Annotated in this window: 20 protein-coding genes and 1 other RNA gene; 9 read left to right on the plus strand and 12 right to left on the minus strand. The window is 60.0% G+C overall.

Annotated features, from left to right (window positions below):
• Positions 1 to 42: 42 nt before the first annotated feature.
• Both grpE and hrcA read right to left on the minus strand, forming a co-directional pair.
• Complete coding sequence (gene grpE / locus Q0Y02_RS08605; protein ID WP_297766952.1) at positions 43 to 642, minus strand: nucleotide exchange factor GrpE; 600 nt, start codon at positions 640 to 642, stop codon at positions 43 to 45.
• Positions 643 to 882: 240 nt separating this feature from the next.
• The gene (hrcA, locus tag Q0Y02_RS08610; RefSeq protein ID WP_035248397.1) at positions 883 to 1,932 is read right to left on the minus strand and encodes a heat-inducible transcriptional repressor HrcA; all 1,050 of its coding nucleotides are present in this window, start codon (positions 1,930 to 1,932) and stop codon (positions 883 to 885) included.
• Between the two features lie 142 nt (positions 1,933 to 2,074).
• Between hrcA and Q0Y02_RS08615 the strand changes: the two genes are divergently transcribed.
• Both Q0Y02_RS08615 and recN read left to right on the plus strand, forming a co-directional pair.
• The gene (locus tag Q0Y02_RS08615; protein ID WP_297766954.1) at positions 2,075 to 2,593 is read left to right on the plus strand and encodes an RDD family protein; all 519 of its coding nucleotides are present in this window, start codon (positions 2,075 to 2,077) and stop codon (positions 2,591 to 2,593) included.
• A gap of 35 nt (positions 2,594 to 2,628) precedes the next feature.
• Positions 2,629 to 4,296, plus strand: a complete 1,668-nt coding sequence (gene recN / locus Q0Y02_RS08620; RefSeq protein ID WP_297766956.1) for a DNA repair protein RecN — start codon at positions 2,629 to 2,631, stop codon at positions 4,294 to 4,296.
• A 229-nt stretch (positions 4,297 to 4,525) separates the two neighbouring features.
• Here recN and fur read toward each other — a convergent pair whose 3' ends face one another.
• Positions 4,526 to 4,927 (minus strand): ferric iron uptake transcriptional regulator, encoded by a 402-nt coding sequence (gene fur, locus Q0Y02_RS08625; protein ID WP_035248394.1) that lies wholly within the window; start codon positions 4,925 to 4,927, stop codon positions 4,526 to 4,528.
• 277 nt (positions 4,928 to 5,204) lie between these two features.
• Between fur and bamE the strand changes: the two genes are divergently transcribed.
• Positions 5,205 to 5,702, plus strand: a complete 498-nt coding sequence (gene bamE / locus Q0Y02_RS08630) for an outer membrane protein assembly factor BamE (protein WP_297766960.1) — start codon at positions 5,205 to 5,207, stop codon at positions 5,700 to 5,702.
• Positions 5,703 to 5,711: 9 nt separating this feature from the next.
• Here the strand turns inward: bamE and Q0Y02_RS08635 are convergent, their stop codons facing one another.
• Both Q0Y02_RS08635 and Q0Y02_RS08640 read right to left on the minus strand, forming a co-directional pair.
• Positions 5,712 to 6,011 carry an RnfH family protein gene (locus Q0Y02_RS08635; RefSeq protein WP_297766962.1) on the minus strand — a complete coding sequence of 100 codons (300 nt, stop codon included), beginning with the start codon at positions 6,009 to 6,011 and terminating at the stop codon, positions 5,712 to 5,714.
• A complete protein-coding gene (locus Q0Y02_RS08640; protein ID WP_297766963.1) occupies positions 6,011 to 7,549 on the minus strand; it encodes a sodium-dependent transporter in 1,539 nt (512 codons plus the stop codon). Before Q0Y02_RS08640 ends, Q0Y02_RS08635 begins: the two co-directional genes overlap by 1 nt.
• Before the next feature lie 141 nt (positions 7,550 to 7,690).
• On the opposite strand from Q0Y02_RS08640, the gene smpB reads away from it, so the two are divergent.
• The gene (gene smpB, locus Q0Y02_RS08645; protein ID WP_297767015.1) at positions 7,691 to 8,173 is read left to right on the plus strand and encodes an SsrA-binding protein SmpB; all 483 of its coding nucleotides are present in this window, start codon (positions 7,691 to 7,693) and stop codon (positions 8,171 to 8,173) included.
• A 61-nt stretch (positions 8,174 to 8,234) separates the two neighbouring features.
• Here the strand turns inward: smpB and Q0Y02_RS08650 are convergent, their stop codons facing one another.
• Positions 8,235 to 8,516 carry a hypothetical protein gene (locus Q0Y02_RS08650; RefSeq protein WP_297766964.1) on the minus strand — a complete coding sequence of 94 codons (282 nt, stop codon included), beginning with the start codon at positions 8,514 to 8,516 and terminating at the stop codon, positions 8,235 to 8,237.
• Positions 8,517 to 8,917: 401 nt separating this feature from the next.
• Here Q0Y02_RS08650 and ssrA point away from each other — a divergent pair.
• From ssrA to Q0Y02_RS08675, 5 genes are all read left to right on the plus strand, one after another.
• Positions 8,918 to 9,274: a transfer-messenger RNA gene (gene ssrA, locus Q0Y02_RS08655) on the plus strand.
• 143 nt (positions 9,275 to 9,417) lie between these two features.
• Positions 9,418 to 10,350: an HNH endonuclease gene (locus Q0Y02_RS08660; protein ID WP_297766966.1), complete on the plus strand. Its 933-nt coding sequence runs from the start codon at positions 9,418 to 9,420 to the stop codon at positions 10,348 to 10,350.
• Between the two features lie 253 nt (positions 10,351 to 10,603).
• On the plus strand, positions 10,604 to 11,578 hold the full coding sequence (locus Q0Y02_RS08665) for a calcium/sodium antiporter (protein ID WP_297766967.1): 975 nt from the start codon (positions 10,604 to 10,606) through the stop codon (positions 11,576 to 11,578).
• A gap of 161 nt (positions 11,579 to 11,739) precedes the next feature.
• Complete coding sequence (locus tag Q0Y02_RS08670) at positions 11,740 to 12,096, plus strand: roadblock/LC7 domain-containing protein (RefSeq protein WP_035248363.1); 357 nt, start codon at positions 11,740 to 11,742, stop codon at positions 12,094 to 12,096.
• 171 nt (positions 12,097 to 12,267) lie between these two features.
• A complete protein-coding gene (locus Q0Y02_RS08675) occupies positions 12,268 to 14,088 on the plus strand; it encodes a S8 family serine peptidase (protein WP_297766969.1) in 1,821 nt (606 codons plus the stop codon).
• A 74-nt stretch (positions 14,089 to 14,162) separates the two neighbouring features.
• Here Q0Y02_RS08675 and ahpF read toward each other — a convergent pair whose 3' ends face one another.
• The 6 genes from ahpF to Q0Y02_RS08705 form a co-directional block, all read right to left on the minus strand.
• Positions 14,163 to 15,785, minus strand: a complete 1,623-nt coding sequence (gene ahpF / locus Q0Y02_RS08680) for an alkyl hydroperoxide reductase subunit F (protein ID WP_297766970.1) — start codon at positions 15,783 to 15,785, stop codon at positions 14,163 to 14,165.
• A gap of 132 nt (positions 15,786 to 15,917) precedes the next feature.
• Positions 15,918 to 16,481, minus strand: a complete 564-nt coding sequence (ahpC, locus tag Q0Y02_RS08685; protein WP_035248357.1) for an alkyl hydroperoxide reductase subunit C — start codon at positions 16,479 to 16,481, stop codon at positions 15,918 to 15,920.
• Between the two features lie 131 nt (positions 16,482 to 16,612).
• The gene (locus Q0Y02_RS08690) at positions 16,613 to 18,118 is read right to left on the minus strand and encodes a deoxyribodipyrimidine photo-lyase (RefSeq protein ID WP_297766972.1); all 1,506 of its coding nucleotides are present in this window, start codon (positions 18,116 to 18,118) and stop codon (positions 16,613 to 16,615) included.
• Complete coding sequence (locus Q0Y02_RS08695) at positions 18,115 to 19,539, minus strand: DASH family cryptochrome (protein ID WP_297766974.1); 1,425 nt, start codon at positions 19,537 to 19,539, stop codon at positions 18,115 to 18,117. The genes Q0Y02_RS08690 and Q0Y02_RS08695 overlap by 4 nt, the downstream gene beginning before the upstream one ends.
• Positions 19,536 to 19,691 (minus strand): DUF2256 domain-containing protein, encoded by a 156-nt coding sequence (locus Q0Y02_RS08700; protein WP_297766975.1) that lies wholly within the window; start codon positions 19,689 to 19,691, stop codon positions 19,536 to 19,538. The genes Q0Y02_RS08695 and Q0Y02_RS08700 overlap by 4 nt, the downstream gene beginning before the upstream one ends.
• Entirely contained in the window at positions 19,688 to 21,208 is a 1,521-nt protein-coding gene (locus tag Q0Y02_RS08705) for a cryptochrome/photolyase family protein (protein WP_297766976.1), read from the minus strand. Before Q0Y02_RS08705 ends, Q0Y02_RS08700 begins: the two co-directional genes overlap by 4 nt.
• Positions 21,209 to 21,331: the final 123 nt, after the last annotated feature.

Consider the following 21,331-nt stretch of genomic DNA (forward strand, 5'->3'; position numbering starts at 1 on the left):
ATGGCGCTGTCGCGCGCCGTTTCAAGGGGCCAGCACCGCTTTTTACTCAGCCGCCTTGCTGACGATGACGCGGGCCGGGCGGATCAGGCGACCATTGAGCTGGTAGCCCTTTTCCAACACATCAATCACGGTGTTGGGCTCCACATTGGGCACCGGCACCATGGTCATGGCCTCGTGCAGTTCCGGGTTGAACGGCTCATCAGACGGACTGATCTGCTCCAGGTTGTACTTGGCAAACGCATCGAGCAGCGACTTGAGGGTCAGCTCGATACCTTCGCGGGCACCTTGCAGGGCGTCGTCGTCGGCATCCAGGGCGGCCAGGCCGCGCTCCAGGTTGTCCGCCACGCTCAACAGATCGCCGGCAAACTTCTCCAGGGCAAACTTGCGGGCGTGCTGCACGTCCCGCTCGGCGCGCTTGCGCACATTCTGGATTTCCGCCTGAGCGCGGATATCCGCCTCACTCAGGGCTTTCTTGACCTTGGCCAGCTCGACTTCCGCCTCTGCCAGCTTTTCTTCCGCTGAGGGCTCTTCTGGCGCGGAAGGCTCTGCCTGGGCCGCTTCAGCCTCCTTTGCCGCCTGCTGCTCTTCGGCAGTCTCTACCTGCGCCTCGGCGTTTTTAGGGTCTTTTTCCTGATCACTCATTCTCTACTCCACATCCCAATCCGGGCTTTTCCAGGAAAGCGGGCAAATATATGGGAGCGGATGGCGAGGATTCAAGGGGGGAAGGAAAGGCAGTTAACAGTTAATAGTGAATAGTTCACAGCTCGCGATAGAGCTTCGTGATTACAGAGACCCCGGCGGCCGCGCCCGAAGCCTGCTCGCGGGTGCCTGCATTTGCACCCCTCCGGAGCGATCTCGCGTAACTGTTAACTGTTAACTGCCCTAAAGCTGCGTCAGGGCCGCCGAGAGGATTTTGGCGGTGATATCCACGGTGGGGATGACCTTTTCGTAGTCCATGCGGGTGGGGCCGACCACGGCGAGGACGCCCACCGGACCATTGTCTGCCCGGTAAGGAGCCGAGATCAGCGAGTAGTCCTCGAATGGCTGGAAGCCGGATTCCCGGCCGATGAAGATCTGCACCCCGTCCGCTTTCATGGAGCGCTCCAGCAGGTGCAAGATGTCGCGCTTGTGGCTGAACGCATCGAACAGGTTGCGCAACTGACCGATATTGTCGGCTTCTGCGGACTTCAGCAGGTTGGACTCACCGGACACCACATAATCGGAATCCTCCTGCTCAGTGCGTAATGCCTTGCCCGCGACAGCGACCGCCGTCTCCATCAATACATCCATCTGTGCCCGATCTGCATTCATGGTGTTAAGCAACCCATCGCAGATGCTGTTCAGGTCACAGCCGGCATAGGTGTGATTGATGTAGTTGGCAGCTTGGCGCAGCTCCACCTCATCGTAATCCCGGTCGGTATGGATGATGCGGTTCTGCACCTCGGAGCGGTTGACCACCAGTACCACCAACACCCGCTTGCCCGATAACGGCAAGAATTCCACCTGGCGCAGGGTCGTCACCTCCCGGCGCGGCACCGCCACCAGCCCGGCCATGCGGGTCAGCTCCGCCAGGGTTCGCGATGCCTGGGCAATCAACTCCTGGGGCGACTGCTCCGGCGCCAGTAACTGACCCAGCTCCTTTTTCAGTGAGCGGTGGCCCGGACGATCCATGACACTGGATGCCAGCAGGGAGTCCACATACAACCGGTAACCCAGCTCCGTGGGCACGCGCCCGGCAGACGTATGAGGGCTGGTCAGCACACCAAGATCTTCCAGCTCCGCCATGATATTGCGGATGGTGGCCGGGCTCACGGTGAGCCCACTGCCGGAAGCCAGGGTCTTGGACCCCACCGGCTGACCGTCGCGGATATGGCGCTCCACCAGCGCCATCAGCAATCGTTGTTTGCGTTCGTTCAGATCCAGCTTCGTCATAGCGGTATATGTACCAGAAAATCAGTACGACATTATATAGCCTTCTCGTTCGGAGTTTATCGGGGGCTTACACTGGCGACCGGAATCCCCTAAGATTACAACCACTGCCCAAAAGAACAGTTATCGTAACAAGGACGTCACCATGACCGACAACAGCAACCCCTACCAGAGCCCCGCCGCCGACACACAGAACCGCCCGACTCTGGACAACCCGGCGCTTGCCAGCCGCTGGTATCGCTTTTTCGGTGCCCTGATCGACGGCCTGGTCCAGCTCGCCATTATCGGCCCTATCGTGTTCTTTTCCGGCACCTGGGCTGACATGATGGCTAACAATGGCGCTCTCGACCTGACCGCCACCCTGGTCTGGTTCATTGTCGGCGAAGTAATCTTCCTGGCCCTGCAGGGCTGGCTGCTGTTCAACCGCCAGCAGACCATCGGCAAGTGGCTGCTGGGCATGAAAATTATCGGCATGGAGCAGCTGGACGTGCCCCCCGGCAAACTCTACGGTCTGCGCTATCTACTGTTCCATGTGCTGGCACAGGTGCCCGGCATCAACCTGGTCATGCTTGTCGACCCGCTGCTGATATTCCGCGGTGATCGCCGCTGCCTGCACGATCTGCTGGCCAGCACCCAGGTGATACAGGTCCCTGCCAGCCGCTAATCGTCACCCTGACTCGCCCGTTTCGGAGAGATACCATGCTGACCCATCTGAGCGTTCGTCACTTTGCCACCGTGGACCAGTTGGAACTGGAGCCGGAGAACGGCCTCACCGCAATCAGCGGGGAAACCGGGGCGGGCAAGTCCGTGATCATCGATGCCCTGGGCCTGACCCTGGGCGATCGAGCCGACTCCAGCATCGTCCGCCACGGCCACGACCGGGCTGAGGTACTCGCCACCTTTGATGTCAGCGACAACGCGACCGCCCGCCAGTGGCTGGCCGACCGGGAGCTGGATGATGACGACCAGTGCCTGCTGCGCCGCACCGTACGCGCCGATGGTCGCTCCCGGGCCTATGTGAACGGCACTCCCACTCCGCTGGCGGAAGTGCGGGAACTGGGCGAGCGGCTGATCAGCATCCACAGCCAGCACGAACACCAGGCCCTGATGAAGAAAGAAGCCCATCGGCAGCTGCTGGACAACTTTGCCGACGCCCGCGATCTAGCCAACACCGTTCGCGAACACTGGCGCCACTGGCAAAAAGCGCGCCGGGCACACGACGATGCCCTGAATCAGGCCCGCGAGCAAAACGAAAAGGAAGAGTTGCTGCGCTTCCAGCTGGAAGAGCTGGACGCCCTCGCCCTGCAGGACGGCGAACTGGAACAGCTGGAGCAGGAACAGCAGCGTCTGGGCAACGCGGAAAGCCTGATTCGTACCTGCCAGCAGTCTCTCAACGCCCTTTACGAAGGCGATGACGGCACCTGCAACGACCACCTCAGCCAGGTCAGCCACTGGCTGGACGAGGCTCGCAACCAGGATGAAGGCCTGACAACCATCGCCGACACCGTGGAATCCGCCCGCCTGCAAGTGGAAGCCGCCGCCGATGACCTGCGCCATTACCTGGAACGGCTGGACCTGGACCCGGAGCGCCTGGCCCAGGTGGAAGAGCGGCTCAGCCAGAGCTACACCCTGGCCCGCAAGCACCGCATTCGCCCGGAAGAACTGGTTGAACACCACCGGCAACTGCTGGCGGAGTCCGACGCCCTGGGCAATGTGGATGCCCATCTGCACGCCCTCTCCGAGCAGGAAGCCGCGGCCCAGCAACAATACATGGACAGCGCCCGCCAGCTCAGCAAAGCCCGCCGCAGCGCCGCCAAGAACCTCACCCAGCAGGTACAGAAACAGCTCACCGCCCTGAGTATGAAAGCCGCCAAGCTGGAAGCCCAGCTGGGCGAATGCGCCCCTGGCGCCGACGGCCTGGAAGACGTGGAATTCCTGTTCTCTGCCAACCCGGGCCAGCCCCTCAAGCCGCTTGGCAAAGTGGCTTCCGGCGGCGAATTGTCACGGGTAAGCCTGGCGATCCAGGTGATCTGCGCCCGCAACCTGACAGTACCGAGCCTGGTATTCGATGAAGTGGACGTGGGTGTCGGTGGTGGCGTGGCCGAGATCGTCGGCCGGCTGCTGCGTGAACTGGGCAGCCACGCCCAGGTGCTATGCATCACCCACCAGCCCCAGGTCGCCAGCCAGGGTCACCAGCACTGGCAGGTCCACAAGATTCAGGGGGACGACACTACCCATACCCGTATCCAGGGGCTGGATGACAACGCAAGAATTGAAGAGTTGGCGCGGATGCTGGGCGGCGTGGAAATCACCGAATCCACCCGCAACCATGCCAGGGAGATGCTGAGTAAGGCTCAGGCAGCGTAGAAAGGCAGTGAAGAGTTAATAGTGAAGAGTTAACAGCGGCGCGGGCAGGCCCCAAAGAACCGGCAGCGCCCAGCCCGCGCACAAACGCCGGCGCACCACGCAGGACGGAGGGTGGATTAGCCGCAGGCGTAATCCACCATGCCTGCCTCACCATAACGCAACCGGTAAAAGGTGGATTACGCCTGCGGCTAATCCACCCTACCCAGGCCACCTGGGCCGGGGTGCTGGATCACTTCTTCGGCTTTACGTACAGCACCAGCGAGTGGTCCATGATTTCATAGCCGTGTTCCTCGGCAATGGCGTGCTGGCGTTTCTCGATCACGTCATCCATGAACTCGATCACCTGGCCGGTTTCCATGCACACCATATGATCATGATGGTCCTCGTCCGCCAGCTCGAAAACGGCAGAGCCACCCTCGAAGTTGTGGCGCAGCACCATGCCCGCCTGCTCGAACTGGGTCAGCACACGGTAGACGGTGGCCAACCCCACATCCTCGCCGGCGTCCATCAGCGACTTGTAGATATCTTCGGCGCTCAGGTGGCGCTCTTCAGATTTCTCCAGTTGCTGCAGGATTTTCACCCGCGGCAGGGTCACTTTAAGGCCCGCTTTTCTGAGATCCTGATTATCCAATGCGTATGCTCCAATTTGCCAAAAGGTGGCGATGCCCCTGAATCCGTGACTTCATCGCGGCGCCTGACGCAAGCCTTTGCCGCCACAGAGGATTTTTTCAGTCGATCGTATTCAGATAATACGACCCTCCCTCAGAAAACCCACTGTGACAACAAATTCTCACGCCGTGCATCCACGCTGAAGCCACAGATTCAGGGCGATATGAAAAAAGCGGGAAACTTGTACCGCTACTGCAAGTCTGTATTATCGCCCGAACACTTAGTGAAGTCGAAAAACCATGCCACGAATTCTAGCCGTCCTTAGTCTGACAGCCCTGCTGGCCACCACTGGCTGCAGCTCCTTGCGCTTTCCCGGTGTCTACCGGATCGATATTCCGCAGGGCAACTTCGTCACCGAGGAGATGCTCGGCGAACTCGAGCCCGGCATGAGCCCGGAGCAGGTGCGCTATGTGCTTGGTGCCCCCACCCTGGTGGACCCGTTCACGCCTGACAAATGGTTTTATCTGATGACCTACCGCCCCGGCAAGGGCGATAACGTCAGCCAGCAGATTGTGCTGCACTTCGAAAACGGCAGCTATAGCCGCCATGAAGGCGAAGTGATCGAGGATTTCCGCAAGAAAACCAGCTCACAACAGGACCGCGAATTGCAGCGCAAACTGGATGAGCGCAAGCAGGAAGAAACCAGCCCCGAGCCCGCCCCTGCTACCGAGCAATCGGCGCCAGATCCGGAAACACTGCCTCAGGAACCGAGCGACCCGGGCCAGCCGGCAGCCTGATCCGCACCATCAGCGGGCCTTTTCCGCCGCCCGCTTCTTGCGATTGAGCTTCGGATCCGCCTGCAGCGGGCGGTAGATCTCCACCCGCTCGCCAGGCTTGAGCACCTGGCCGGCCGGATTGGCCACCACCTTGCCGAAAATCCCCATGGGCGCCTTGTCCAGCACCAGCCCTTCGAACTGCTCTTCGATACCGGACAGCTTTGCCGCCTCCAGCATGGTGGTACCTTCCGGCACATCCAGACCGATCAGGCGCTGCTTGTCCGGCAGCGCATAGGTCACTTCCACATGAATACGCGCATCATCGGCCATCAGGGCGACTCCTGCTCCACGGGCACCTCAGCGGCATCCTCTTGCGGCAGTGGCGCAGCATCCTGCTGCGCCGGCGCCTCATTGGTAACCGCATCCGCCTGCTCCTGAGCAGGCGCATCAGCAGACTGCGCCTCTTCTTCTGGCGCGAACGTGGCCCAGATGGAATAGACAAACAACACAATCACCGCCACCGGCGAGAAAATCCGCACCAGTGCCCGCCATACCAGATAGAGCTTGAAGTTCTGCATGGCCAGCTCCTTGCGCGCCTGGGTCTCCTTCATCACCCAGCCAGCAAAGATGGCGATCAGCAGCCCGCCCAGCGGCAACATCACCGTGGTGGACAGGAATTCCATATTGTCGAAGAAGGTGCCCACCAGGAAGGTGTGATCCTTCCATACGTTAAAGGACAACACCGAGCCCACACCCAGTAGCCAGGCCCCCAGGCCCACCACCAGTGCCGCCATCGGGCGCTTGAGCCCCCGCTCTACCAGCCAGGCCACCACCGGCTCGCCAAGACTGATGGACGAGCTCCAGGCGGCACACACCACCAGCACAAAGAACAGTGAACCGAACAACAGCCCGCCCGGCATCTGACCGAAGGCCAGCGGCAGGGTCACAAACATCATCCCCGGCCCCTGGCTCACTTCCAGCCCATTGGAGAACAACAGCGGGAACATGGCCACACCGGCGCCCAGCGCCACCAGGGTATCGAGCAGCGCAATGATGGCCACGGTCGACATGATCGACACCGGCCGGCTGCGCCCGGTCTTCTTGTCCTTCACCGTTTTGGGCATATACGCCCCATAGGCCATGATCGCCCCCATGCCCAGACTCAGGGTAAAGAAGGCCTGCCCCACAGCCACGATGACTGCCTTGCCGGTCAACTTGGAGAAATCAAAGGCAAACAGGAAGCCAACCCCCTCCTTGAAACCCGGTGTAGTCGCCGCGTAGCCCACCAATACCAGCAACAGCACGAACAGCAGCGGCATCAGAATCTGCACCGCCTTTTCCAGGCCACCCTTCACGCCCCTGGCTACCACCGCCATGGTCAGCACCATAAAGAGCGTGTGGTAAGCCAGCAGCAACCCGGGGTTGGCCAGCATATCGTTGAAATGGGCTTCCGACTGGGTCGCGGTAATGCCCTCAAAGACACCGCGCACTGCCTCCCAGGCGTAATACAACGCCCAGCTGGCCACCGCAGAGTAGAACGACAAAATCAGAAACGCCGACAGTGCGCCCAGGTAACCGATACCCGCCCAGCGCTGGGTGACCTTGCTGTCCGTCGCCACCTTGCGCATGGAATTGATCGGGCTCAGCCCGCCCTTGCGGCCCAGCATCACCTCTGCCGCCATGATGGGAATGCCCACCACGGCGATACACAGCAGGTACAGCAACACAAAGGCGCCACCACCGTTCTCGCCGGTGATATACGGGAAACGCCAGATATTCCCCAGCCCCACGGCCGACCCGGTCGCCGCCAGAATAAACACCCAACGGCTGGCCCACATGCCATGGACCGGCTTGCTCTCTTGCTTCATAACAGGACTACCCTCGTTAGCGTGGCGCTATTGTCTTTTTTTTAACTGGGCGGCTCAAGTAAGGGTAAGTCACAACTCACCTCCATCCTGACAGACAAAGCCCTGTCAGCCGCCAAACGCATGCTCTATAATCGTCCGCCTATGGGAAACGCCAAGAAAAAAGCCAAAGCGCCGTCGGCCACCATTGCGCAAAACCGCAAGGCACGCCACGAATATCATCTGGAAGAGCACTTCGAAGCCGGCCTGGTCCTGGAAGGCTGGGAGGCGAAGTCACTGCGTGCCGGTAAAGGCAACCTGACCGAGGCCTACGTCCTGCTCAAGGACGGGGAAGCCTTTCTGTTCGGTGCTCGCTTCGAGCCCCTGATCGCCGCCAGTACCCACGTCAACCCGGATCCGGTGCGCACACGCAAGCTGCTGCTGCATCGCAGCGAACTGGGGCGCATTTTTGGTGGCGTACAGAAAGAGGGCTACACCTGCGTACCGGTGAGCCTGTTCTGGAAGAAAGGGTTTGCCAAGTGCAATATCGCCCTGGCCAAAGGTAAGCAGAAGTTTGATAAGCGCGCCACCGAGAAGGAGCGCGACTGGAACCGTCAGAAGCAGCGTCTGATGCGGCAGGGCAGCTGACCCGGGTTAACGGGCCGCCCCCTGCACGCGTGACACTGTCTTCAGACTGTACCGGTTGGCGTTACACCGACTGGTGGGTGTTCACGTCCTGAGCCCGGCTGTCGCCGCGCAGCTGCCAGTAAAGCTGCAGCCAGGCGCGTAGCACCGCAGGCAGGAAGTAAACAGCGAACAGAATCACCGGAAGACGTGCCTCCGGGGTCGCCATATCCACCAGGTACACACCACCTGCATACGCAGCCAGCGCGAATACCAGTTGCAACGCTCTGTAGAGCAGCGGCTGAGCCTTCAAAGGCGACAGTGCCTTCTCGGAAACTTGCCCTGCTGACCGAAAGATCGTGTTCATCGGCTTTCTCCTTTAATGAACGACAATGCTTTGATCAGCGGCCTTCATATAACGTCTATTTCAAGGCTCGCTGTAAAGCCATTGTGTGATACACAATTTCGAGCAGGATGTTTCATGGTGGCTTGTGGCTACCTGAGCATCACTCGCTCAACCTCACCATCGGCCAATGACACAGTGCCGTGGTGACACCTGTATAGTGCGCCTGAAAAATGACAAAACAAGCATTCGGGGTCTGATTGTCAGACAAGACATGTGTATTCGGGTAACACTTTTCACAATCTGATTACATTCCGAACATTATTCATGGCGTTTACCCCCACAATATGGCCGATCCGGAACATCCCGGACCCCACTTGTGAATCGACTTCCCTGCCCCCATCACCTACAATGAACCCATCACAGGGGCCGACCTGGATTCGACGCCGGTATTGAATTCTGTGGTGCATGCCGAGAAGGTCACGAGTCTCGTAAATCATTTGTGGCACATTAAAGCAATCGCTAACGACGATTCTTACGCACTAGCAGCTTAAACCCTGCTTATCGCCAATCGACCCTGCCTGTGGGGAAGAGCGGCGAGCATCGCAACACAGGCTCGCAGCAAAGTCCGCCCCGGATGGCGCTGTTAAAACTCTTAGGGGCCCGGCTTTCACGTCCTGCCAGTTGGGTTGTGAAGGCTTAAATCAATAAACTTGGCTAAGCATGTAGATCTGCAGATGGATTGCTGACGGACGCGGGTTCGATTCCCGCCGGCTCCACCAAACAGCAAAAAGAAAGGGCCGCCCCATTGGGGTGGCCCTTTTTTTGTGCCGCGCTACGGCGGCCTCCCTCTCCAAACACAAAACCTTGCCTCCTCCCCCAACATCCACCAACCTGGCAACTCACCATCTCAGCCAGGATTCACATGTCGGATCCAGACATCCTCAATGCAGCGTTTACTAGAGTCGGACTGCTGAAAGCGCTTTATGATGACGCCATTCCGTGGGCTGCCATCGAAGCTGGCTTTATGTATCAGGGCCAGAGAATCCACTTTGCCAGCCGTGCGAACGGTATCTTCAAACCTTCACAGATGAAGCATGGGGCACTAAGCATCAAAACAGTGGTACCTAGAACGGGACGAATCAATATATACAACGACTACCAGTCTTCAGATGACTACTACCGCTACGCCCTGCAAGCTGGCGATGTTCACCGAGGGCCTAATCGGTACCTCTGGCAATCAAAAGAGCTGGGGCAGCCATTCATCTATTTCCACGGGATTTCCCCCGGATTCTATACCGCACTATGGCCCTGCTTTATTTCCGAAATTAAAGACTTGGGAAGCCAACACTCTTACTGCAACATCTATGTGGGCCTGAATGATCCTCAGAACCACCTCCCTCCCCTGGTTGATGGGCACTATTCCATACCAACTACTTTTGAACGTCGCTATGCGGTGAGAGAAACCCGAACACGGTTGCATCAGTCATCATTTCGACAAGCCGTTCTGACCGCTTATAACAACAAATGCGCAATGACTGGACTACCAACAACGCACCTTCTTGATGCCGCTCACATAATCCCAGATGCTGATGAACGCGGTGAAGCTAGCATTCAAAACGGGATTGCACTGAGCAAACTGCACCACAGCGCTTTCGACAAATATCTCATCGGTATTGATGGGAACCTTACGATTCATATTAGTGAAGAGGTCATGGCTTCCAGCGATGGTCCTTTGCTGGAACTCGGCATTAAAGACCTTCACGGAAAATGCCTCAGCATTCCCGAGCAGGAAAAACTGCAGCCAAACAGGGACTTTCTCGCTGCCCGCTTTGAAGCTTTCCTAAGGGAAAACTAAACCCCTGATCAGGAACCCGCCTTCGCACTGGAGCAGACCAGACTGCCTACCGTAGAGAACGCATCCGCCTCTGACGAAAACACATTAATCACTTTAATTCCGGCTCCTCTCAGCCTTAAGCTAGCGGGTAGACTGGCAGCTCTGTAGAGCGCTTCGGCTTCTGCCATGTGCGCATCAAGCGGTGAACGCTTGCCCACCCTATCACTGACAAACAACCTGTCGGTTCATCGACGCTAAGGAGCGCCTGATCCCTATGATTCTGGCCACTGCTGCTATCGCATTTGGTTTGTTGCTGCTGGTATGGAGTGCCAACCGGTTTGTGGAAGGCTCCGCCTCCACCGCCTCCCATTTCGGTATGCCGCCGTTGTTGATCGGCATGGTGGTCGTCGGTTTCGGTACCTCCGCACCGGAGATGGTGGTGTCGGCCCTGGCGGCGTCGCAGGGTAATCCGGGCATCGCCCTGGGTAACGCCTATGGCTCGAACATCACCAACATTGCCCTGATCCTGGGGGTTACCGCCCTGATCAGCCCTATCGCCGTGCATTCGCAGGTGCTACGCAAGGAGCTGCCCATCCTTGCACTGGTCACCGGCCTGGCCGCGTGGCAGCTGCTGGACGGCGAAATCACACGGGTTGATGCGCTGGTGCTGCTCGGTGTATTCGGCGCCCTGATGACCTGGACGATCTGGCAGGGCATGCGAAAGAAGGAAGATGCACTAGCCAGTGAGATCGAGCAGGAACTTGAGGGCCGCGCCCTGCCTCTGCGGCGAGCCATTTTCTGGCTGGTGGCCGGGCTGTTGCTGCTGATTGTCAGCTCCCGCGTGCTGGTATGGGGCGCGGTAGAGATTGCCCAGGGGTTTGGCGTCAGCGACCTGATTATCGGCCTGACCATCATCGCGGTGGGCACGTCGCTACCGGAGCTGGCATCGTCGATCATTGCTGCCAGAAAGGGCGAACACGATATCGCTCTGGGCAACATCCTGGGGTCCAACCTGTTCAATACCCTTGCCGTAGTAGGTATCGCCGGCACGATCCATCCATTGGCGGTGGGACCCGAGGTGTTCAATCGGGACATGCTGGTCATGGCGGCGCTGACCCTGTCGCTATTCGTGATCGGTTACGGGTTCCGGGGGCAAGGGCGCATCAACCGCATTGAGGGCACACTGCTGCTGGCTGCTTACGTTGGCTATACCCTTTACTTGCTCAGTACGGTATTCGGCCAGGCGTAATAGACACATGCGGCTTGCCGATGGCGAGCCGAACCAGCGACCGTAAATCGGACACACGGTGACTTTCACCTGCCAATAACGGGCCACACCGTTATTGGCTTTGATTCCAGTTACCCCTGCCCTTAAGCTGACCTGAAAGCCACCATGCAGGGATAACAATAATGAAGCTCACCACCCTTACTCCGCCCCTGCAGGCTCTCCACGATTCCTCTGATGATATCCTGCTGGTATCGCTGATCAGTAGTGACGGTATGCCGGTGGTGCATATTGGTGAGGGGCTGGATTATGACGAGCAGAGTGCGCTTTTTTTCGAGATGAAAAAAGCCTGTGACCGGGTACTCGACGGGTTACGGCTGGGTCATAGCGAAGAAATCTTCATCCGCTGCCGGGAAGGATGCATCTGTATCTGGCCCGTGGGCGATATGGTGTTTGCCTGTATGGCACGGCCATCGGTGAACTCTCAACGCATGCAGATGCTCGCCTGGAAAACCGTATCGGCACTGGGAGCACTGGTTTAGTCCTTCACTCACCCTGTCTTCACACCCAGATCACAAAATGCATCCTGCCCAGCAGGTACGCGGCCTCCAACCTCCTGAATTCTCTTCAGCGCAACAAAAAAACACAGCCATTGCATAGAGAGATACACCCGTACTAATTAGGGTCAGAGCACGACTTTTGGAGGGATCTTCATGCAGAGAAAAACAGGTATTGCCGCCCTGCTGGCGGCGCTACTGGGTGGCAGTGTGCTCAGCCCGGTGTGGGCGGATGATTCACCGTCTTTTGCGACGCAAACGCAGAATGAGGTCATCGACAATCAGTACATCGTGACACTGGCCCCGGACATTATTCAGCGCCTTGGTGTTACGGATCTGACCACGGCGATTCGCACCCTGCTGGCAACGGTGGGTGGCGGCGACGTGCTTTATACCTACCAGCATGCGCTCACCGGCATGACAGTGCGGCTAACGGATCTGCAGGCCACTCTGCTAGGCCAGCTGCCCGGTGTGATCGGTCTGGAACAGGACCGTCGGGTGCAGGCCATCGCTACCCAGGCAAACGCCACCTGGGGCCTGGACCGGGTGGATCAGCCGGCACTGCCACTGGATGGCAGCTACCAGTACCCCAACAGCGCCGGTAACGATGTCACCGTCTATGTGATCGACACCGGTCTGCGCGCCAGCCATAACGAATTCAGCGGGCGGGTCAGTCCTGGCCGTAACTTCGTCAGCAGTGGCGGCGGTTTCCTGTTTGGCGGCGGCAGCGTCGACCCGGCCAATACCAACGACTGTAATGGCCACGGCACCCATGTGGCCGGCACGGCCACTGGCACCATTTACGGGGTGGCCAAGCAGGCACAGATTGCCCCCGTCAGAGTCCTCGACTGTAACGGTAGCGGCAGCAATTCCGGCGTCATTGCCGGGGTGGACTGGGTAGCCGGCAATCACCGCAAACCCGCCGTGGCGAATATGTCTCTGGGGGGCGGCAGCTCCAGCGCCCTGGATACCGCCGTGCGCAATGCGGTATCCGCAGGGGTGAGCATGGTGGTGGCCGCCGGCAACGACAATTCCAATGCCTGTAACGGCTCCCCCAACCGGGTCGCAGAAGCCCTGACTGTCGGGGCAACCACCCGAACAGACCAGCGCTCTTCGTTCTCCAATTTCGGCGCCTGTGTGGACCTGTTCGCCCCGGGTAGCGACATTACCTCTGCCTGGTTTCAATCCGACACCCAGACCGCACGCCTGAACGGCACCTCCATGGCAGCCCCTCATGCTGCCGGTGCAGCGGCCGTGTATCTGGGAACGAATCCCAGCGCCAGCCCTGAGCAGGTGTTCGCGGCACTGGTCGATGGCAGCGCCACCGGCATGATCAGCAATGCCGGCAGCCAGTCACCCAACCGCCTGTTGCAGGTAGGTGAAGACGATGGCGGCACAGTGATAGATCGTTTGCCCACGGCCGCCTTTACGGCCCAGTGCAGCGGCACCGTCTGCCAGTTCGATGCCAGCGGCAGCAGCGATGATATTGGCGTGGCTGCATGGGACTGGACCCTGGGCGACGGCAATGTGGCCAGCGGCGAACAGATCAGCCATGACTACGGCAGCGCCGGCAGCTTTACCGTGACCTTGACCGTCACCGACACTGCCAACCAAACCGCCAGCATCGACAAGAGCGTCACCAGCGAAGACACCAGCAACCCTTGCCCAAGCTGCACACGCTATGAAGGCAATCTGGGGAATGGCAGCTCCGTAACCTTGCCTTCCGGTGGCTTCAGCTACGGTGGTGGTAATGTGGAGGCCTACCTGTACAGCCCTGCCGGTGGCGCCTTCTCACTGGCCCTGGAGCAACGTAGCTGCTTCCTCTTTTTCGGCTGTAGCTGGTCCCAGGTGGGCAGCGCCCAGCCGCAGAACGGCGTGGCGACCCTGAACGGCTCGGTGGGCAGCGGTACCTACCGCTGGCGCGTCACGGCGCAAAGCGGCTCCGGCGCTTATACGCTGTTGGCGAACCCGCGCTAAACACGCCTTGCCCTTAAACGAAAAAACCACCGCGTGCGGTGGTTTTTTCGTTCTACCGGTAAGCGTCAGCAGGATCAGGCCACGGCAGCATCCTGTTGCTCATCATGATTCTGCTCACCCTCATACAGGTCTTCCAGACGGTCACCCTGAGTCATCAGGTATTCGAAGGCAGCCAGCGATGCCTTGGACCCTTCACCCATGGCAATGACGATCTGCTTGTAGGGCACAGTGGTGACATCGCCACAGGCATAGATACCTTCTTGTGACGTCTGGCACTTCTCGTTGATGACGATCTCGCCGAAGCGGGAGCGCTCCACCACGCCGTCCATAAAGTCGCTGTTAGGCACCAGACCGATCTGCACGAACACCCCTTCCAGCGGCAGCTCGTGTACGGCTTCGGTGGCACGGTCCTGATACTCGATGGCGCTCACCTTGCCATTGCTGGCCTTGATCTCACGGGTGGCCGCGTTGCGGTGAATGGTGACGTTGGCCTTCTGTTCTGCCTTGTCCACCAGCACCTTATCCGCCTTCAGCTCGGGCATGAATTCGAACACGGTGACGGATTTGACGATGCCGGCCAGGTCCAGTGCCGCTTCGATGCCGGAGTTACCGCCACCGATCACCGCCACGTCCTTGCCCTTGAAGAAGGGACCATCGCAGTGCGGACAGTAGGCCACACCGTTACCGATGTTCTCTTTCTCGCCGGGCACACCCAACTCTCGCCATTTGGCACCGGTGGCCACGATCAGGGTCTTGGTATCGATTTCCTCACCGGAGGACAGCACCACGGTCTTGATCTCGCCGTTGCGTACCTCGGCCACTTTCAGGTGCTCCTTCACGGTCACATCGTAGTCATTCATGTGGGCGTGCAGAGCGCCGGACAATTCCGGCCCGGTGGTTTTCTTCACCGAAATCAGGTTCTCGATATCCATGGTGTCTTTCACCTGGCCACCGATACGATCGGCAATCAGGGTGACCTTCAGGCCCTTGCGGGCGCTGTAGATGGCCGACGCCACGCCGGCGGGGCCACCACCGATCACGGTCACGTCCTGCAACGGCAGTTTTTCTCCGCCGCCTGCCTGGGCGATGGCCGGGTCGAAAGCCAGCAACTTGTCGATCAGCTCGGCGGCGGTGACCTTGCCGTTGGCGAACAGCTCACCGTTCAGGTACACGCTGGGCACGCCCTGAATGTCGCGCTCGTTGACTGTGTCCTGGAACAGACCGCCGTCGATCATTTCACTCTTGATGCGCGGATTGAGCAGGGCGAACTGGTTGAGCGCCTGCACCACGTCCGGGCAGTTGTGACAGCTCAGGCTGATGAATACCTCGAAGTGCAGGTCGTCTTTCACGTTGGCAACCATGCGCTGCAGGCTGTCATCCAGCTTGATGTCGGTCCCTGATGCATGCAGAAACGCCAGCACCAGGGAATTGAATTCGTGGCCGGCCGGGATACCGGAAAAACGGATACCGGTATCCTCGCCGTCCGCCTCCAGCAGGAAGGAAATGGGGCTGCGCAGAGCATCACCCAGGTCCCGTTCCTCGAAGGCCAGATTGTCACTGACACCGGCGATATCGGAGAGAAACGTCACCAGTTCATCGCGCTTTTCGTGCGCACCGGTCTGCAGCACGAAGGTGATCTTTTTCTGCATGTTGGCTGCATAGCCTTTCAGGGCCTGCAGGATGTCATTCGTGAGCATGAGTCTTCCCTTAACGTGAGTTCAGTAATCAGTGACTAAAAAAAACATACCCTCTCCCTGTCCCTCTCCCGCAAGCGGGAGAGGGGCCCTTCCATTGAAGGAAGGTGCTAACGGGGAGCGGGATAGGCCGGTTTAGATCTTGCCGACCAGGTCCAGGGAAGGCGCCAGGGTTTGTTCGCCTTCTTTCCACTTGGCCGGGCACACTTCGCCAGGATTGTTGCGGACGTACTGGGCCGCTTTGACCTTGCGCATCAGGTCGTCGGCGTCACGGCCGATGCCTTCGGCGGTGATTTCCATGGCCTGGATAACGCCATCCGGATCAATCAGGAAGGTAGCGCGATCTGCAAGGCCCTGACCTTCACGCATCACACCAAAATTGTTGGTGATGGTGCCGGTCTGGTCGCCAACCATGTAGTAGTTGATCTTGCCGATGGTGTCGGAGGTGTCGTGCCAGGCCTTGTGAGTGAAGTGGGTATCGGTGGATACGGAAAACACTTCCACGCCCAGCTTCTGCAGCTCTTCATACTTGTCAGCCACGTCGCCCAGCTCGGTGGGGCAGACGAAAGTAAAGTCGGCCGGATAGAAGAAGAAAATGGCCCACTTGCCTTTCACGTCGGCTTCGGAGATGTCGACGAATTCGCCCTGTTTGAAGGCGGTGGCGTTAAACGGTTGGATCTCGCTGTTGATCAGTGCCATGTGGTTAAGACTCCCTCGATTGGTCGTTGATTCGTTTCGGCGAGGGATAGAATGGGGAATCCACACTAATAGTTAAATTTGAAACTTCTTATCATGGCGATAGAAAATTTCTAACGGACTGCAACCGCGGTTCAGAACAGCGACAACTGGGAATCGTCCGGCTTGCGACTACGGCGGGAGCGACGCCGACGGCTACCGTGGCGCTGATTAACGGCCAGGCTTTCATCCCGGAAGCCGGCTTGCTGGCGTGCCTGGGCCAGGCGCTGACGGGCCTCGCGCACCGCTGTGTCGAAACACACCAGCGGCGCCGGATAATCCTGCCCTATCACCACCCCGGCATCCCGTTGCTGGCGCGGGCCCATCTGCCAGGGCTGGTGGATCCAGGTGGCTGATACCCGCTTAAGCTCGGGCACCCAGCGGCGGATAAAGCTGCCATCCGGGTCCAGCTTGCGGGCCTGCAAGGTGGGGTTGTACATGCGCAGGGCATTGATACCGGTGACACCGGCCTGCATCTGCACCTGGGGGAAATGAATGCCCGGCTCGTAATCCACAAACAGGCGCGCCAGATGCAGCGCCGGTTCGCGCCAATGCAGCCAGAGCGGGTAACAGGCCATGGACACCAACATGGCGCGCATGCGGAAGTTGATCCAGCCATGGTGATGCAGATAACGCATGGCCGCGTCCACCAGCGGCCAGCCGGTGTGACCGCTTTGCCAGGCCGACAACCACTGCGGGTTATCAGGCCCGTCGCGCAGGTTGCGCAACAACGGGTGCACACTGCAGGTCTCCATAGAGACCTGGTCTTCCAGTTTCTGGATAAAGTGGCAGTGCCACCAGAGTCGCGATTCGAAGGCGGACAAGCCGGCCCGCAGGGCCGGGTCATCCTCTTGCTCTAACGCCTCCCAAGTCTCCTGCACCACCCGGCGCAGGCTCAGACAGCCCCAGGCCAGATAGGGACTAATGCGCGCCCCGCAGTGTTCGGCTTTCTGCGGCGCACTGATGCCACCGCGATAGCCTCGTGCCCGCCGCTCCAGAAAACTCTGCCAGACCGGCTCCGCCGTATCGGTACCACCATGCTGACGCCCCGGGCAGTCGGACCGGTCGGCACCACGGGCGGTGCGCAGGTCCGGCCAGGGATCGGCGGGGGCCGCCGCCTGAATAGTGGACGGCAGCGTGGCCAGGGGCCGGGTCATAAAATCCTGCCAGTGTGTCCCCCAGTGATCCCGGTCCAGGCAGGGACGCTGGACGCCGAAGGGGGCTTCCTCATGCCAGGGCACCCGACGCTCCCCGCACCACTGCTTCACGGCCCGGTCGCGGGCATAGGTCCAGGCGCCGCCGTATTCCTCATGACTGTGCAGCACCATGGCACCAAAGCGCTGTTGCAGGTTCGCCAGCACGGTCACGGCCTCCCCTTCCACCACCCACAGCGGCAACCCCAGCCGGGCCAGTTGGCCGCGTAAATCCCGCAGGCTTTCCGCCACGAAACGCCACTGGCGCAGGCTGGTGTCCGGCTGCTGCCAGTAACCAGGCTCCAGGATATACAGGGGCAGCACCGGGCCCTCCCGGCAGGCGCGGGCCAGCGGGCCGTGATCATGTGCCCGCAGGTCACGCTTGAACCAGACCACTTGCAGCGTCATGCCAGTTTCAGATCCGCAGCAGGAAGCGGCAGCATGGCCGCCGGGTAATCCGGCAGCGGATCATCCTGCCCGAAGGTGAAATGCAGCGACAGACACTGGCGGGCAGACAGTGCGCGCAAGGCGGGCAACCAATAGTGCAGGTGCTCGCCCTCGGGATCGTACTGCTGGCACTGGCGAGTAGGGCTGAAGCGACGGCCGCCGCGGGCATCGTGCCCCACGCCGGCGATGTAGGCCCAGTTGCCCCAGTTGGAGGCCACATCATCATCCACCAGGTGGTGCTGAAACCAGCGGGCACCCCGGCGCCAGTCCAGCCCCATGTCGTGCACCCAGAAGCTGGCCAGGTTCTGCCGCCCCCGGTTGGAGGCATAGCCGGTGGCCATCAGCTCGCGCAGGTTGGCGTCGATAAAGGGCAGACCGGTGTTGGCCTGACACCAACGCTGCCAGTATTCACGGGCCAGTGACGTTGCCGGTTCCGGTCGCCGCGGCGCCTGGTCATTGAGCCCGGCATAGTGAAACACCCGGGCACCGTGTTCTCGCAGCGACCAGTGGTAAAACTCCCTCCACAGCAATTCCACCCGCAGCCATTCACTGCCCGGGTTGGCGCCATGACCGGCTTCGTAGTCGAGAATGCGCTGCCAGACCCGCCTTACAGAGAGATTCCCCCAGGCCAGGAAGGCGCTCAAACGGCTGGAATAATGCTCCCCGATCAGCCGGTTCCGGGTCTGCTTGTAGTGGTCCGCGCTGCGGGTCTCAAACAGGTAATGCTCCAGCCATTGCAGGCCCGCCTGCTCTCCACCGTGCAGAGAAAAGTAGTCCTGGGAATTGCGCTGCCAGTGCTGGCTGCGTTTCGCCAAAAGCTCACGGGCAAGCTCGGCGAAGGGAGGCGTGGGCAATGACTGGGCGGCGGTAAGGGACGGCGGCGGACCGTCCGGCTGGGACACCGGCACGCCATCGCGACTATCCACCTTGCGCCGAAAACGGCTGAAAGTGGCCGGGAAAGATCCCTCCCAGGGCAAGGCGTCAGCGGCAAGCAGGGTCTGGGTCTCTTCTTCGATAACCCGGATACCGGCCTGTCGCAACGCGGCGATCATGGCGGCCTCTTCCGGAGCCTGGGCCGCCGCTGTTATCACCTGCAACGGCTGCCGGGCGTGCCAGTGGCTCAGCAGCGTTACCGGCTCCGCCCGCAGGCACTGCAGGGTCAGACCACGTTGTGCCAACTGCGCCTGCAAGTCGCTGAGACTTTCCAGTAAAAAAGCTGACTTGGCCGGGCCCAGCCGGTCCATGCCATCCACATCCGCTTGCAGCCAGTGGTCGGGCAACAGATACAGCCCCAGCACCGGCTGCGACAGACTGGCCGCCCGCTGCAGCAGCGGCTGGTCCGCCACGCGCAGGTCTTGCCGGAACCAGACCACGGTAATCATTGCGGTCTCCCCTGGCGGCGACAGCGTTCACTGCAGTACACCACCTGCTCCCAGTTCCGCGCCCATTTGCGGCGCCAGCTGAAGGGCCGCTGACACACCGGGCAGGTCTTCTGCGGCAGCGCCGCCTTGTTGCCTTTCCAGCCGCTGCTCACAGGGCCTCCGGGTCCGCCAGCAATTGTTCCGCCCGAGTCAGCATGGCGTTGACCTTGGCCGGGTCCATGCGATCCAGGTTGCGATAGATCATGCGCATGCGGTGGTTGTTCTGGAACTGGCCGCGATGCCGATGAATGAAATGCCAGTAGAGGCTGTTGAACGGACAGCTGTCATCGTCACTGGCGGTTTTGACGTTGTACTGGCAGTGCTTGCAGTAGTCCGACATGCGATTGATATAACTGCCGGACGCCGCATAGGGCTTGCTGCCCAGGTAGCCGCCATCGGCATGCATCACCATGCCCAGGGTGTTGGGCAGCTCCACCCAGTCGAAGGCATCTGCATACACTTCCAGGTACCACTGGCAAATGGCTTCCGGCAGCACGCCCAGCAGCAGGGCAAAATTGCCGGTGACCATCAAACGCTGGATGTGATGGGCATAGGCGTGGTCCAGGGTATTGCGCAATGCCTCGGACATGCAGTGCATGCGGGTGTGGCCGCTCCAGTAATAACCGGGCAGCGGACGCTGATTGTTAAGCCGGTTTTCGCCGGCGTAATCCGGCATCAGCAGCCAATAGATGCCCCGCACATATTCCCGCCAGCCCAGGATCTGGCGAATGAAGCCCTCCACCGCATTGAGCGGCGCCTGACCATCCCAGTAAGCCTGCTCGGCGGCCTGACAGACCACCAGCGGATCCAGCAAACCAATATTCAGATAGGGCGACAGCAGGCTGTGGAACAGGGTGTCTTCCCCGGTGACCATGGCATCCTGGAAATCACCGAAGTGCGGGAGCCGCTGTTCGATAAAATGTGCCAGTGCCTGCTGTGCCTGGGCGGCGGTGGTGCCCCAGCGAAAATCTGTCAGGTTGCCGATGTGATCGGGGAAGTGCTGCTCCACCAGCGCCAGCACCTGCTCGTCGATGGCATCGCGAGGGAAAGAAAGGTCCACGGGCAAGGGCACGTCACCCTTGTAGGCCTTGCGGTTGCTGGCATCAAAATTCCACTGACCGCCCACCGGTGCATCCCCTTCCATGAGCAGGCCGGTGTGGCGACGCATTTCCCGGTAGAAGAATTCCATGCGCAGCTGTTTCTTGCCGCTGGCCCAGCGCTGGAAGAAGGCCGGGGAACAGAGGAACCGACTGTCTTCCAGACAGGTGACGGGACAGGACAATTGCTCCGGCCACTGCTCATTGATCTGCTGCTGCAGACGGTATTCGCCGCAATGGGTAACCACCAGCTCCTCGGCCTGCTCACAGAGCGGGCCCAGCACCTCAGGCAGGCTGCCATGGTCATGCTCGCCATAGGCAAAGTAATCCAGCTGCCAACCTGACTCGCGCAGGTCTGCGGCAAAGTGGCGCATGGCGCTGAAGATAAAGGCAATCTTCTGCTTGTGGTGGCCCACATAGGTCGCCTCGGCGGGCACCTCCGCCATCACCAGCCGGTCGCGTTTTTTGTCCAGCGCCTGCAGCGTGGGCAGAGACAGGCTGAGCTGGTCACCCAGAATAATTCCGACTTTCACGACCTCTCCCACAACATCTCAAAACTCAAGAATGCCGTCAGGGGAGTGGCCGCCGGGTGAAGGAACCCTGTCCGGGCAAGGAGTAATAGATGTCAGTTGGCGCCTTGTTCACAAGGCGCCAAC

Origin of the sequence: uncultured Alcanivorax sp. (genome assembly GCF_947258575.1) — a bacterium.
Classification (GTDB): Bacteria; Pseudomonadota; Gammaproteobacteria; order Pseudomonadales; family Alcanivoracaceae; genus Alcanivorax.